The organism is Chroococcidiopsis sp. TS-821 (assembly GCF_002939305.1).
In the GTDB taxonomy this organism is placed as follows: Bacteria; Cyanobacteriota; Cyanobacteriia; order Cyanobacteriales; family Chroococcidiopsidaceae; genus Chroogloeocystis.
In genome coordinates this window covers 1-14,498 of the sequence record NZ_MVDI01000003.1, presented here as the reverse complement: position 1 = coordinate 14,498, position 14,498 = coordinate 1, and the positions used below count along the sequence as shown (strand labels likewise).

13 protein-coding genes and 1 pseudogene are annotated in these 14,498 nt (G+C 41.9%); all 14 read right to left on the bottom strand.

Features of this window, described 5'->3' with window-relative positions:
* Positions 1 to 5: 5 nt before the first annotated feature.
* Positions 6 to 1,280, bottom strand: a complete 1,275-nt coding sequence (locus tag B1A85_RS10485; RefSeq protein ID WP_104546866.1) for a glycosyltransferase family 4 protein — start codon at positions 1,278 to 1,280, stop codon at positions 6 to 8.
* 15 nt (positions 1,281 to 1,295) lie between these two features.
* Entirely contained in the window at positions 1,296 to 2,954 is a 1,659-nt protein-coding gene (locus tag B1A85_RS10480; RefSeq protein ID WP_104546865.1) for an FAD-dependent oxidoreductase, read from the bottom strand.
* Positions 2,955 to 3,144: 190 nt separating this feature from the next.
* The gene (locus tag B1A85_RS10475) at positions 3,145 to 4,374 is read right to left on the bottom strand and encodes a polysialyltransferase family glycosyltransferase (protein WP_104547319.1); all 1,230 of its coding nucleotides are present in this window, start codon (positions 4,372 to 4,374) and stop codon (positions 3,145 to 3,147) included.
* A gap of 19 nt (positions 4,375 to 4,393) precedes the next feature.
* Entirely contained in the window at positions 4,394 to 4,903 is a 510-nt protein-coding gene (locus B1A85_RS10470) for an HAD-IIIA family hydrolase (RefSeq protein ID WP_104546864.1), read from the bottom strand.
* Positions 4,903 to 5,739: a 3-deoxy-8-phosphooctulonate synthase gene (kdsA, locus tag B1A85_RS10465; protein WP_104546863.1), complete on the bottom strand. Its 837-nt coding sequence runs from the start codon at positions 5,737 to 5,739 to the stop codon at positions 4,903 to 4,905. The genes B1A85_RS10470 and kdsA overlap by 1 nt, the downstream gene beginning before the upstream one ends.
* Before the next feature lie 99 nt (positions 5,740 to 5,838).
* On the bottom strand, positions 5,839 to 7,095 hold the full coding sequence (locus B1A85_RS10460; RefSeq protein ID WP_104546862.1) for a glycosyltransferase family 4 protein: 1,257 nt from the start codon (positions 7,093 to 7,095) through the stop codon (positions 5,839 to 5,841).
* Between the two features lie 187 nt (positions 7,096 to 7,282).
* Complete coding sequence (locus B1A85_RS10455) at positions 7,283 to 8,377, bottom strand: glycosyltransferase (RefSeq protein ID WP_104546861.1); 1,095 nt, start codon at positions 8,375 to 8,377, stop codon at positions 7,283 to 7,285.
* Positions 8,378 to 8,530: 153 nt separating this feature from the next.
* On the bottom strand, positions 8,531 to 9,427 hold the full coding sequence (locus tag B1A85_RS10450; RefSeq protein WP_104546860.1) for a glycosyltransferase family 2 protein: 897 nt from the start codon (positions 9,425 to 9,427) through the stop codon (positions 8,531 to 8,533).
* Between the two features lie 69 nt (positions 9,428 to 9,496).
* Positions 9,497 to 10,243: a DapH/DapD/GlmU-related protein gene (locus tag B1A85_RS25790; protein ID WP_104546859.1), complete on the bottom strand. Its 747-nt coding sequence runs from the start codon at positions 10,241 to 10,243 to the stop codon at positions 9,497 to 9,499.
* Between the two features lie 18 nt (positions 10,244 to 10,261).
* The gene (kdsB, locus tag B1A85_RS10440) at positions 10,262 to 11,002 is read right to left on the bottom strand and encodes a 3-deoxy-manno-octulosonate cytidylyltransferase (RefSeq protein ID WP_104546858.1); all 741 of its coding nucleotides are present in this window, start codon (positions 11,000 to 11,002) and stop codon (positions 10,262 to 10,264) included.
* Between the two features lie 71 nt (positions 11,003 to 11,073).
* Positions 11,074 to 12,099 (bottom strand): cellulase family glycosylhydrolase, encoded by a 1,026-nt coding sequence (locus tag B1A85_RS10435; RefSeq protein WP_146087165.1) that lies wholly within the window; start codon positions 12,097 to 12,099, stop codon positions 11,074 to 11,076.
* A gap of 27 nt (positions 12,100 to 12,126) precedes the next feature.
* Positions 12,127 to 13,119, bottom strand: coding sequence for an SIS domain-containing protein (locus B1A85_RS10430; protein WP_104546856.1), 993 nt, complete (start codon positions 13,117 to 13,119; stop codon positions 12,127 to 12,129).
* A 57-nt stretch (positions 13,120 to 13,176) separates the two neighbouring features.
* A complete protein-coding gene (locus B1A85_RS10425) occupies positions 13,177 to 14,025 on the bottom strand; it encodes a 2OG-Fe(II) oxygenase (protein ID WP_104546855.1) in 849 nt (282 codons plus the stop codon).
* Positions 14,026 to 14,353: 328 nt separating this feature from the next.
* A pseudogene (locus B1A85_RS26080) lies at positions 14,354 to 14,498 on the bottom strand (NAD(P)-dependent oxidoreductase); the annotation flags it as partial.

The following is a 14,498-nucleotide window of genomic DNA, read 5'->3' as shown; positions in this document are numbered from 1 at the left end:
GTATGTTATGAACTAAAAGCAACACGTTGCTGCGAAGTGACTGACGAATGTGCAAGAATGTGGTTGTATAACTGAAGATGGCGTTGCGCGCATAGCTCGATCGAGTATTCTTGAGATGCGATCGCCCGACATTGTTGACTCATGGAATGAGAAGATCGCTCCGCGAGGAGTTGCGCAATACCCTGACTAAAGTCTTGAGCATCTTCGGCTGTAGCAAGGTATCCTGTGATACCATGTCGCACGAGATCGGGAACGCCACCCACTTTAAAGGAAACAACTGGCGTACCGCACGCCATACTTTCTAACGCTACGTTACCAAAAGTTTCAGCGCGGGTAGGAAACAAAAACAAGTCAGCCGCTGAATAACAAACGGCTTTTTGGCGATCGTCGCTCACATAACCAAGATTAAGAGTTGGCATTCCTACGGTTTCGGCGATCGCATCACCGCCATGACCGATAATCACCAATACTGTCTTGGCTTTGAGCGATGCAGGGAGGCTTTGTAAAGCTTTCAGCAACAGATCGCCGCCTTTTTGAAAGTGATCCAACCGCACCGCCGCGAACATCAGGACATTTTTATCTTGGGGAATTCCTAGCTGGGCGCGACATTGTTCGCGATCCAACGGTTGATAGATTTCCGTATCAATACCATTCGGAATCTCATAAATTGGATGACGGTTGAGTAGACTTTGCTGCGCAACTTGAGTTAACCACTTGCTCTTGGTAACAAATGTGATGTTGGAGTGGTTGTAGATCCATTGTTTGAGTTTCCACTCGATGCGCGTACCGTCGCGGCGGATATATGGATTCGAGTCAGGATAAGGACATTTGCCACAACCAATTTTCCAGCGATCGCAGTCGTAACTAAACGCACAGTGTCCTGTAAATGCCCACATATCGCACAACGTAAACACCGCAGGTTTATTTGCAGTTAAATACGGCAGTGCTAGATAATTAATAAAACCGCTGTGCGTACCGTGAAAATGCAGGATTTCAGTGTCGATATAAGCAGGATGCTGTTTGATTTTGAAGGAACTAACGCGGTGGATATCGTTTAATCCTAGTCTTGAGGTCAATTTTTTGAGGTACGTTCCAGCGGTTTCCCACTGTTCCCAACGTTCGAGGACTTGCACGTAAGGCGAGTCAGTTGTTTTGTTTTCACACAAAATTTGAGAATCAACGCCAGCGGCTCTTAGCCCAGTATGGAGGCGATGCATTGACACTGCGCCACCTCCTCCCAGCTTACCCGAATCACTCGTCCACAAATGCAGAACTTTCACGGTTCAATATTCCTCTTATGTGCTGCTACCAACCATGGCATTAATCGTCTGAGAAGAACTCATCTGTGCTTTGATACGATCTGCTAATCGAATTGATAAAGCAACAATTGTCAATGTTGGGTTTGAATGTCCTCCAGTCGGGAAAACGGAACTACCAGCTACGTATAAATTGCTCATTCCATGAATGCGACAGTTTTCGTCAACAACGCCTTCGCGGGGATTTGTGCTCATCCGCGTTGTTCCCATGTGGTGGTAGGAACTCGTTAGCGATTGCCACGAGGCATCATTATCAGTAAGCTCAAGTTGCAGTTGACCGACTCCAGAACGCGCTAGTTCTTGCGCGACAAGTTGCTGCGATCGCTGTATTGTGTACTTATCGAGTGAAGTTAAGCGCCAGTCGAGTGTGACGCGATTCAGTCCTAAGCGATCGCGATCGCGACTCAACATGACTCGGCTATCTGGGTTAGGCGCTTGCTCGCCAATCATCAGCGTGTTGTAAGCTTGCGGTTCCTGCACCGCATTGGATTTCAGCAATTTGGTATAGATTTTTGCAACAACGCTATCAAAATGCGTTACGACTTTACCCAAATCACTCACAATCGAAGTGTTATTGCGGTAGCGATGTCCCTGCACTATCTTGGGGAAAGCCTCAGGTGTCTTCGCTTGCGGAATGCGATGTCTTAGTCGTTGAAAAGCTTCTAACCCCTCATTGCGCACAGGTAAAAGTCTTGTACTGAAATTCAGTAGTTGTTCGCGTTCTTGCACGGCTTGGGGAAGGTTGAACCCTGCGCCCATGTATAACTCGCCAGCTTGAATAATTTTTTGAGTGTACAGCGCAGCTGGTTGCGAAAACTGTACCTTACCAGATTTCAGCAAAGGGTGTTCCATAAAGAATCTACCCACAAGGTCGTACTGATTGCCTAGTCCGCAGCTTTGCACTTTGTTTGCCAGCAACAGTAAACGGGGATTTTCAATACCGCCAACAGCCAGAATAAAGACTTTTGCTTTTACCCAAAACTTCTTACCATCTATGCTGGCAACTTGTAGGCGAGTGACAGCTTTGGCAGTATCGTTAGTTTCGATTTCGACAACATTGGCGTGAAGATAGGTAGAAATATTTTTTGCTTGTTCGAGTTCGGCTCGGTATGCTTCGCCAAAGCGCAGGTGCGTCGGTGGGATCACTTGCCAAATGCAAGTTTCGACTTGGGACTCGTTCAAAGGTAGGCGATCGCATTGTAGTTGCTTTAAAGTTGCTTCCCAGGATGAGAAATCGTAAGCAAAAGCTCCCAGATGACAAGCTTGCTGCGCGCGGTGGTAGTATGGCATTAACTCAGAGCGTGTTATCGGCCAGCCACTATAAGGCACCCACGAGCGTTTTTCAAAGTCAATTTCATCAAATGGGCGACTCCACCCCCCCCACAAGTTCGTCGAACCGCCCAGATAGCGCGCCCGTGCCTCGCTTAGAGGAAAATAGGAAAGACCAACGTTCGTACCGTCGTATAGCGATTGCGTTGCTTGGTCGAAGTCGAATCCACCACTTTCTAAAATGCAGACTTCATAAGGTTGATTGCGTAATTCTCGTGCAATAGTAATTCCTGCGGCTCCTGCACCAACTATACAAACGTCTTTTTCGATAAGTGTGTTTTCGGGTACCGCTAATGCATCTACGATCATGATAATTCTTGCTCAACTTTAAATAATTGCTAAGTTTGATGGAACTTAACTGCCAAACTTGTTGCTGCGTTTGTTTTTTTTAGTTACAAGGCTGGCGTCCTCGAAGTACTAAATAAGCTGGATTTGTCTCTTAAATTCATGCTATCCTGCTACAACGAGGAATACTTCCAAGAGTGCTTATAATTTACGGTCAGGCAGCAACTAAGTCTCTGACTTCGCTAATTGTTGATTGCAAATCTACTTCGTGTTTGATTCTACCTTCACGATGTTCTGGATAGAAGTATTTTTCTACAATTTCTTTACCAAAACCTACAATACACTCAGCAACAAATAGAAACTCTAGCGTTAAGCAGGCTGAACTAAAAGTAAATATTTTAGGAGTCTGTGACTGAGTTAAATCAAACTTAAGGAACAACTCCATAAAGAGAACTTCAAACGGAAGATAAAATAAAAATTCTTCATTCAGCAAAATGATTTTTGCATACAGATCGTTTAGCTCGGATTGTAATTGCAGAATTTTTTCTTTTGAGTCTCGTGGGTGCGGTTTAATCAAAAGAATTGAGTTAGATGGTATGCCTTGTGTTAACAAAAACTCTCTATACGCCTTAATTTCCTTTTCTACAGGCATTCGATGAGCTTCAGAAAAGTTAGAAGTTAGTAGAACTGAAACAGAATAATTTTGGATCGCTGCTTTTAATTTATTAATGTAATCAGCATCGATTAAATTATCTAGTGCTTTTCTAAGAGTTTGAAAGGTTTTTATGTAAACTGACCTATCTAAGACAACTGTTTCCATAGGCGGAACTTCACCAAAAGCATAGGGTAACGAAAAATAACCAATATCAAACTCTTGTTTGCGGAATTTTTTCTTTTTAGGCAATACTCCTTTAATCTGCTTTTTGAAATTTTTGTATAAATTACTCAGGGAAAGAGTAGCTTCTGGCGATGTATTTTGTGGTAAAAAAGCTGCATGGGAGAAGTAAATCCCGATACCATCTCCGTAGCAAATTTTTTCAGCAGCCTCATAAACGTTCATTAAAAGCTGATTTTCTGTATTCCACGTGCGAGCAAGATAAATTTCCTCAGGACACTCAACTCCTACAAAATCACGAACCAATTTAGCGACTTCAGACACATTAGAAGCATTAATTTTATCTGTCAAGGATTTTGTTTTTTCTAATGAGAGATAAACAATCTTTTTCCACGAGTGGATAGATTTAGCCATCTTTTCAATAAAGGCAGCAAACTCCTCATTTTGCCCTTGGGGAGCAAACAAAGGAGTAATCACAAGGTAATCTTCATAGACATAGTTTAGTTCTTGTTGTTCTTTAGCTCTATAACTTAGAACTGACAAAGCTGTAGCGAGTTGAATGCTGCCAAAGCAAGCTACCAAACGCTTGATTGTTTTTGTTTGTGACATATCTAATTGAATTACAACACTATTGACAATTAGCAATTAGCATCTCGCAGATTTCTCTAACCGCCCCTTGTCCTCCTGGTAATTTAGTGATATAGATCGCAATATTTTGATTTGCCTGCATGGCATCTGCAACTGTCATTGGACAACCGACAGCTTGCAGTACCTCAAGATCGTTAATATCATCGCCAACGTAAGCAACTTGCGAAAGTGAAATATCTAATTTTTGACAAAGAATTTTTAACTGCGAAAGCTTGTCTTTGACGCCCAAAAAAGTGTGTGTAATGCCTAAATCTTGCGCGCGATTAAGTGTTGATAAGGCAGATTTAGCAGTAATAATCGCAACTTCTACACCAGCTTGCTTTAAAAGTTTGATTCCTTGACCATCTTTGATATTGAATTTTCGGAAGACTTCACCCGTCTCGGTGTAGTAAAGTCCTCCATCGGTGAGTACGCCATCGACATCAAGTGCTAAAAGCTTCACCTGAGATAAACGCGATCGCAATTCTGATGTAGTCACTGTCATAGTCATTACACAGTTGTAGGGACAGCTTGCAAACTATTACGCACGCTGAGAACTTGCTTAAGCACTGATTCTAATTGTGCTAAAGGAATCATGTTTGGACCATCGCTAGGCGCAATATCAGGATTCTCGTGAACTTCCATAAATAGCGCATCAATCCCAATCGCAGCAGCAGCGCGGGCTAAGTAAGGAACAAACTGGCGCTGTCCTCCTGATTTATCACCTTGTCCCCCTGGCATTTGTACGCTGTGCGTTGCATCAAAAACAACAGGATACCCAAACTCGCGCATCTGCGGTAGCGAACGAAAATCAACGACTAACGTGTTGTAGCCGAAACTTGTCCCGCGTTCAGTTAAGAGAATTCGCTTGGTTCCGCCTGACTCTAACTTGCGCACAACGTTTTTCATATCCCAAGGACCTAAAAACTGTCCTTTTTTGACGTTGACAGCTTTACCTGTTGCGGCGGCGGCGAGTAATAAATCAGTTTGGCGACATAAAAAAGCTGGAATTTGGAGGACATCAACAACTTCTGCGACAAGCGCGGCTTGATAACTTTCGTGAATATCAGTAAGCACAGGAACGCCGACTTCTTCTTTCACTCGTTGGAGAATTTGCAGTCCGGTTTCTAAGCTTTGTCCTCGGAAAGAATTGATTGAAGTACGGTTAGCTTTATCAAACGAAGATTTGAAGATGAATGAAATACCTAAGCGATCGCACACCTTGGCAATTTGCTCTGCCATAAATAGCGTAAAGTCCCCTGACTCAATGACGCAAGGACCGCCAATTAAAGCTAGAGGACAACCGTCACCAATCGAGATACTGTTTGTGATTTGCGTTTGAATCATTTGTTAATACACTTTTGTTGCAAATAAACGTAACATCAAGGCTGGTAATTAATAATTGGTCATTGAAAACGCACTAAGAACATCACTACCTGTTACCCATTACCCACTTGACTTTAAGACTTGATAAAGCTCTCGATACACCTCATCTTCAGTAAAGTTTTCACAAGCAAAGGTGTATGCTTTTTCTGAGTATTGTTTTCTCAATTCTTCATTCTCTATTAATGTTGATAATTGCTCGTATGTTTCTTCTGGGCGATCGCTCACTAAAAAAGCCTGGTTCGTTCCATGCTCTAATCCTTCTGCACCAACTGTAGTGGTTACTAATGGTTTAGCATGACATAAAGCTTCGACATTTTTGATTTTAAGTCCTGTGCCAAAGTAAACAGGATTGATGACAATATCTGCTTCTTTATATACACTTTCTACCTCATCAACCCATCCAGTGAGTTGCACGCGAGCAGGAATTTCAACATCAGTTAATTCTTCACAAATTCTTCCTACTATGTGTAACTTAATCTTGTGCTGAAATTTTGCTATCAGTTTTAGCCAAACTTTTTTGAGAAAATGCGCGATCGCCCGTTTATTTGAAGCATTAGGTCCAGCAATGTAAGTAATATTAATAGGTAGTTTATCTTTGAATTCGTGCTTTTTAGGTTCGCAAGGATATCCCACCTGAATGACACGATGTTCAGGTAGCATTTGCTGAAAAGTTTCCTTATCTTGATTTTGAATTGCTATAATCACATCAAAGATGCTTAATATTTCTTTTTCCTCTTCTGCTGTAATTTTTATTTCTGATTCGCCATTAGCTTGGAATATTTGATATCTTTGATGCCCCACATCGTGGGTATCAATCAAAGTTAGTGGTCGTGCTTCAAATTTATCAAGTCCTTGCACTAAATAAGCAAGTCTGATGTATTCGATAATAATTGCGTCTGGCTTTAAATTTTGACAAACATTACGAAAGTAATCTTGATGAAATTGACTAAAAAAATCAGTATTTGCTAGTTGTCTCTGTCGCTTTTGCTGTTTTACTAGATCGCGAGTGATTAATACTCTTTTGAGTAACTTAAGTTTGTTTCTAATAAGATTTCTACTTCTAACCAAAAAGTTCTTTATACCTGAGCTATGACAGTCAATACTCAAAAAGCCACTCTTTTTGTTAAAAACTTTAAACTCTCCTTCATAGGTCATCTTAATTAAATCGATTTCAGCGTCTGTAAGCCTGCCAATAAAAAATACAAAAACATCAAACTTCTTCTTAACTAAATACTCATACAAGTCAGAAATTCTTTTTGCTGAGCCTTGCTCTTGACGCCAAAACTTACGATCTGTGGCAAGTAGAATTGTTTTCATATCGTTAGCTTCCCCTGATGTCAATAGTTAATCAATACAAAGTAGCAAACTCTACTTCAGATTAGTTACTCATGTTACTTCTTTATGAGTATTGAGCAGGACGTAATATGAATACGTGCCGCGATCGCATTTAATTGTCATATTTAAGCTCAGCAATATTACTACTTTTGATTGGTCAAGAAAAGATTTAAACTTTTGTCAAAACTTTAGTTGAAGCTTGGATAAACTTGAGCTTTGGCATTCGGCGTGTAACGCGCTCTAAAGAATCGGTAAACCTACCTTTTATTTGAAACGATTGTTGTACAAACGATGGAGCTTCACGCCAACGTTTGTAAGCTGGAACTACTGTACCCATTAAAAAGCAACGCCAGGTGTTTAATAGAATATAATGTTGCGTTTCTCTGGCGCGTAAGCGACCGTTATCAACCATTGCACGACGCAATTCTACGTCATCGCGCAGTTGTTGCAGCATCGCTAGTAGCTGAGTTGGCGAAGTTGCTTCTAAGTAGTCTAGTTCGTTTCTGCGCTCAGCTTGAAAAGCAGATTCACGACCGAGAATTGCAGGTACACCTGCGTGCCAAGCATTATATAGCTTTAAAGCAGGTCTTACCGTATGGTCTTGATTATCGAAACTGCGTACAGCAACAACAGCATCAACAGTGCTATAGTCGTTCCAAGATTCCTCGCCAGCAATTTGCCAACGCAAACCCAACGCCTGTAATTGTTCAGCCCAAGACGGGTGTTTGAGTTCAGGGGCAAGGTTTTGTTCGCGACCAAAGAAAGTGACATTTTCAAAGCGATCGCCACGTGTAGAATCGCGAGGAATCAAACCTGGTTGCGGTGCCCAATGAGGGATGTAGTAGCTGTTGTGAATTGAATAACCGTCTTGAGAAAGTAATTCTTGAGGGTTAAGGACAACATGAAAATGCGCCCAAGGGTGTCGCCGCGAGCGATCGGCAACAATACACACCAACATGACTTTAGAATCAGGCTTCCACTTTGTCCAAAAAACAGATTTATGGTAAGCAACAACGATCCCCTCAGTTGGCATACTTCCAGTTAGCTGACAAGGAAATCCATCTGCTTTTAAACGGACATAAGTTTGCAAAGTACAAGCAAATATACCTGGATTGAAAAGCTGCCAGTGCCGATCAATCCATTGTGGATCGGTGTTGTCGGGTGAGAAGTTTTTAGGCCAATGCTCTTGAGCAATATAAAAATAAATTGGTGGTAATGCTTCAGTGCTGAAATTACTAATTATGTTAGTTTGAGTTTGTAGCATTGTTGAACCACACTTATGACGGTGAGTTATGGATAGATGCCATACGACTTTCTTCGGGGCTATTGAAACATAGTGTGCGCGGCAACACACTCGGTCTTCTGTGCAGGTGGATTTTTGCTTGGCTGCGAATTTATTTGCATAACATTTTTTAAATTACTGAACTTTCCATAAACGACTTCGGATTCCGCTTTTTAATCTCCTCCAGAGATATCTCATTTGAAAATGCTCAAGAATCATTCTTTCGTATTGAGAAAGAATCATACTTATACAGAGTTTTTTAGAGTAACCTATCCGCGATAATTTCCAGAAAACCGCAGGTATATCTACGTAACGCAATTGAAAAGCTAACTTGGCGTTTTCTCTCCAAAAATTAGTACCAGTATTACATTGTAAATAAGTATCTTTGGTTACTTTTACGCTGCCATGAAGCGCACAAAATCCTGTAACATATATCTGAACAGCTAGGTTGTTTAGACCAGATGCCCATTCTTGTAAAGCACGTTTTGCTATAGTTGTTTGATAAACTAAAGCTGTTGTTAGTGCAACCCCGCCAGCAAAATCTACTGGTAAGCAGCGTTCAAACAAAGCTTTTCCATTGCGATTGACCTCATCGTTCTCAATATTAAAACAATGTGTAAATCGCTGTTGATTTGTTTTGATATTAAAGTTAGAGAAATTTAAAATAAGCAAAGAAAGTTCTGGATTAGCTTTCAATTCTTGCAGCAAGTAAGCTAAAGTTTTGTCATAAATTTTATCGTCGTCGCTAATTGTCCAAACATATTTGCTTGTAGCGTTGTTGATACAGTAGGCAATATTTTTGATAGCTCCAATATTTTCATGATTGCGGTTGATACGAAGCTGAGTAGTAGTAAAAGCAGGTTGCCACTTTTGGATAACTTTTGAAGTTGTATCAGTCGAACAGTTATCTGAAATGATAATCTCACATTCAGATTCAAAGCCTTTGATAGAGTTGGCTAGCCAGGCTAACTGCTGATCTAACAAGTGGGCGCGATTGTAGGTGGGAATGGCAATTGTGAGTAAACTGCTCATTTCTTTACGTCTTATTTCGTTTAATGGGTTAAAGAAATCTCACTCACTTATTAATGAGTCATCTAAACTTTATTCAATATTGTTTTTAACAAGGTTGCTGCGCATACTAATTACACGTGCAGGCGATCCCACAGCGATCGCACCGTCTGGAATATCTTTAGTGACAACCGCACCCGCACCAACTACGGCTCCTTTACCAATCCGAACTCCATCCAAAACAATGACTCCGTAGCCTAACCAAGCATCGTCATCAATTGTGATGCCACCTTTTGTTTGCAACGGCTGATTTTTGATCGGTTCGTGAGGGGCAATGCCATGATCGTAGGGATAAAAGGCACAGTTTGGTGCAATCATGACGCCGCGACCGATGTGAATTGGTGCTTTGTAGGCGGAAAGCTGACAGCGAGGTTGAATACCTGTCTCCGCTCCAATTGCAACGCTACCACCAGCACCAGTTTCAATACAAACATCTTGATGGATGCGGACGCTGTTACCTATTTCTACAGAACCAGTACCATCATCTTGATAAATCATGACGCGATCGCCAATGAAGACATTAGTACCCAGTTGCACATTATTGTGATAAATACTGGCATTATGCGAGATGTAACCCTTGCGATGGTAACGCGCCAAACGACGGCGTTGTCTGTAAGGTGGAGCAGTCCAAGCTGCAAGGCGAGTCGCAAAACGTCCAAAATAGCCTGACCAAGCAAACTTCATCCAAAAGCGCGACCACAGTGAACCAAGTCGCTGTCGATGGGCTGTCTGCTGCTGGAAGAAACGAGTTGAAATATGTTGTTCTGAGGAGGTTGCCATGAGAACACAACTATAAAATCATGATGTAACTGAGCTTTTAGCAAATAGCGACTTTGCTTGTAGTAAATCGGCGGGAGTATTAATCTCCAGCACAGCTTTTTGCGTTTGGCGGACAATAATTGAATAACCGTGTTCTAGAACGCGTAATTGTTCTAAACCTTCGCACTGTTCTAGTGGTGTAGGCGTAAGTTGAGCGTAGTCCGCCAGAAAATCTCGTCTAAAAGCATACAGCCCAAGGTGGTGAAAAACTGGGGCAGTTCCTTGATTGCGGAAGTAGGGAATCGGAGATCGCGAGAAGTAAAGCGCGCGACCGTTGCGATCGCACAACACCTTTACTGCATTTGGGTTAAAGTAATCTGTTTCTTGTTCTAACGGACAAGCTAACGTTGTCATATCTGGTGCTGCGCCCTCTAAATAAGGAGAAACCAATTGCATCAGCATTTGCGCCGTCACAAAAGGTTGATCTCCTTGAACATTAGCGATCGCCTGCATTTGTGGATATCTTTGAGCAACTTCAGCAACGCGGTCTGTACCTGTTTGATGCGCGCTACTCGTCATTTCTACTGCACCGCCAAACTTGCGCACGCAATCTGCTACCAGTTCGCTGTCTGTCGCAACGACAACCTTACTAAAAGCAGGACAACTTTTCGCCGCTTCATAAACCCACTGCACCATAGGACGATCTTCAATCATCACTAGAGGTTTACCAGGAAAGCGTTGTGAGTCGTAACGTGCAGGAATGACAGCCAAGATTTCCATAATGACTCCAAAGTAGAAATGTATTAATCTCCTAGTCCACGCAGGCGGACTTCGTTTATAAAACCGCGACTTCAGTCGCCAGGCGTGTTATACGCCGTCGAGTTAGCAAAAATCACCGAACCTAATTTTTGAATTACCTGACGTTCTGTTGCATCTAACTCCGCAAAAAATTCGCGATCGATTAAAGAAAATCCCGCAGCAGTATGAAATACCCAGCCAGCAGCACCATTGGCTTTAGCTTCCTGTGCGGCTTGCAGAAATTGCTCTTTGGTAAATTCTCCTCCGCGCCAACCGTTACGATGATCTTCTTGGACATACACTGGTAAATTGCGATTAATGCTGCGTAGGTGTTCTTTAGTTTGGGCAACGCGCGTACCTGTGTCGCTGTACCATTTGGGATTGCGCGTAAAGTGAGGTGCAACAAGATCGACACCAGTTTTGACTTCTTGCGTTAATCTTTCAGGATTTAGCGTGTTACCTCGCATCCATGCAGCATAGTTAGAAGTAAAAATGATGGCGCGGGCATTTTCAGCTTTTGCAATAAAGTAAAGCTGGCGAATATCCGAGTGCGAAAGTGCAGCTTCGCCACCAAGATTGTGTTCATTTTGCAAGTCGAAAATTACGTTTGGTTCATTGCGCAATGCTCGCACAGCAGCTCGAACCGCTTTGTCGCGCGGAATTTTGCTATATCCTGTAATAGTGACATCAACAACCATTCCTCGGTCGTTAGCAGCACGTACTAGCGCTAGGAGTTCTTCTGATTTTGTTAAATTGCCTTCATCATCAAAAAAACCGCGATTTCGCCAATCGAGAAAAATACGGATGAGGTTGAAGTTATGTTCGGCTAAACGATCCAAATCAGATTCACGCCAGTGAACTGCATCAAAGTAGCTTACCCCTAGTAAAAAAGTTGGCTGACCGTTGATCGTAAATTTATCACCAGCAATACCAACACGCGTTTCTCTTGCTGCTTTCAGGTTCGCTGTATATTCGGAAGCAACCGCCGGAGATTGTGCATAAGTGACAGATGGTGGTAGCACGAACAGCATACTACTGCTGCCCACCACCAGCAAGGTGCTTATTAGAGGACGTCGCATAGTTTGTTTTGCTTGTTGTGATAGACATCAAATTCCGCACCGCACAATATCGTGCAATCGAATCAAACCGATACAATGCTGTTGTGCATCAACAACAGGTAACATTGAAATTTGTGATGGTCGATTTTCCATCAATTCCAAAGCATGAAAGGCGAGTAAGTCAGGAGAAACCACCACTGGATTTGGAGTCATCATCGCGATCGCGCTTAATGATTCCAAGTCCTTATTTTGAGATTTTTGTAGTAAGCGCCGCAAATCTCCATCTGTAATAATTCCGAGTAAGCGACTCGCATTATCAACGACGTTAACCGCGCCTAAACCACCTTTGCTAATTGTGGTTAATACTTCAATCCAAGACGCTTGAGGTAACACAGTGGGATTTTCTACCCCACTGTGCATTAAGTCTCGCACGCGCAAGGTCAAGCGTTTTCCCAAGCGTCCCGCAGGATGATTCAGCGCAAAACCTTCGGGCGTTAACCCTTTGACTTGCATTAATGTCATCGCTAGCGCGTCGCCAATCGACAAAGCAACAGTTGTACTCGTCGTCGGCGCAAGATTGAACGGACACGCTTCTTTGTCTACCGCAGCATCCATGACAACATCAGCATTACGAGCTAAGGTAGAGCGCAAGTTGCCTACTAATGCAATAATTGGCACTTGCCGAGCCTTGAGGTGCGGTAACATAACGACAAGTTCATCAGTTTCACCACTGTTACTTAGAACCATGGCAACATCATCTGATGTAACGATTCCTAAATCGCCATGTAGCGCATCTGCTGGATGCAAATAGACAGCTAGCGTTCCCGTACTTGTTAAAGTTGCAGCAATTTTACGCGCCACAATTCCTGACTTCCCAACGCCAGCTAGTACCACTTTCCCTCGACAATTTGCTAATATTTCAACCGCCTTTTCAACTTGTTCCGATTGAAGACGATTGGCAGCTTTAGTAATTGCTTCTGCTTCTAACTTGAGCAGTTCTACAACTTGTAAAACATAAGTTTTATTGTCAATACATTGCATATTGTTGCTCCCTGCTCGCAAGCTAATTATTACTCTTGAATTTCGATATAAATTACTTTATTTAGCTGTACCAATAAGTTGTTTGACTTTTCTCCAGTATTTAATGTGATTAGCTTCTTGGTATTTTGAGTTGTCGAATAGAGGTTTATTGACTTCTCCAACTAAGTTCACAAAATATCTTGGATGCTTTGTGAGTGAACGTACTGTTACTCCATGTACTGCATAAATTGAATTCAAAAAGAGTACAAGTACATTCCGTTCGTACTTAATTGTTTTACAAAGTTCGATAGCATAACTTGGTAAGGCATTGCTTCTAAATCCCTGGGGTTTCCCATTCTTAAATTTGTAAAGTTCTAAGTCTCCTCCTGTAGAGTCATCTTTAGGATCGCGTAAATAAAATAAACCAGCGAATAATTTATCAGCAAAATCAACGTGTGCAGCCCTTACAGAAGTTGGACGCGTGGTGACGGGCGTGTTGACACAAATAAGTGCATCCAATAAGACATCTGAGTTTTCAAACGTATCAATTTTCCTAACTCCAGAAGTCAGCGATTCAAAAGAACCATAATCCTGCTCAAAATTAGGATAATACTGAAGAATATGAGGTTTAAATAAATCAATAAACTGCTGGAGAAATAAACTTGACGTGTGAATTCTTATAAATTCCTTCCACGTAGGACTTATTTGCTCGTCATTGAAGACATCTTCGGCTAAGTAATGAAATCTGACATTGCTATCAGTTGTTGTTGGCAGGTTATCTTTACTTTGTTTTAAAGTATCGATTGATGGATATTCTGCCATTAACCTCGCACATAGATCTTCATCTATGGCATCCCTAACAACAATGTGAGGAAAGGGTTCAGCAATAACGTCGCTAATTTGGACTTTGGATAACAAGGTTTTCATTTTCTGACTTTATAGGAGTAAGGGTAAGATACGAAAAAAAGTAACTAGGAAAGCCAGAAGTTTTCTAGTGTTGTAGATATCAAGCATTTTGCAATACCACCTTCGTATGGTTTATTTTTGAACCAGTTCTATTTAACGTAATTCGATAAACCTGCTCATAAAGACTAAGTTTTATCTATGTCAATCGAACTAACGCTCTTTCAAAAATTCTCCACTTGCACATTCATGCAAAATCTACTTTTGCTAGAAGTTTCTCCCAGCCTTCCAACGTGCAAAAGCGTATAAGAACACTGTTAGGGTGCAATGTTCTTAACATAAGGTTTAGAAATCAGACAGAAGCAACAGCAAGAGGAACGCGAGAAGCAAAGTGAGCATCCTGCTGGGCACGCAACTCGTCACAAAGACGACCGGGAGGCAATTCCACATCATCATAAGTCAGAACCGCATCCTTGGGTAAATCGCGCTTCAAGCGA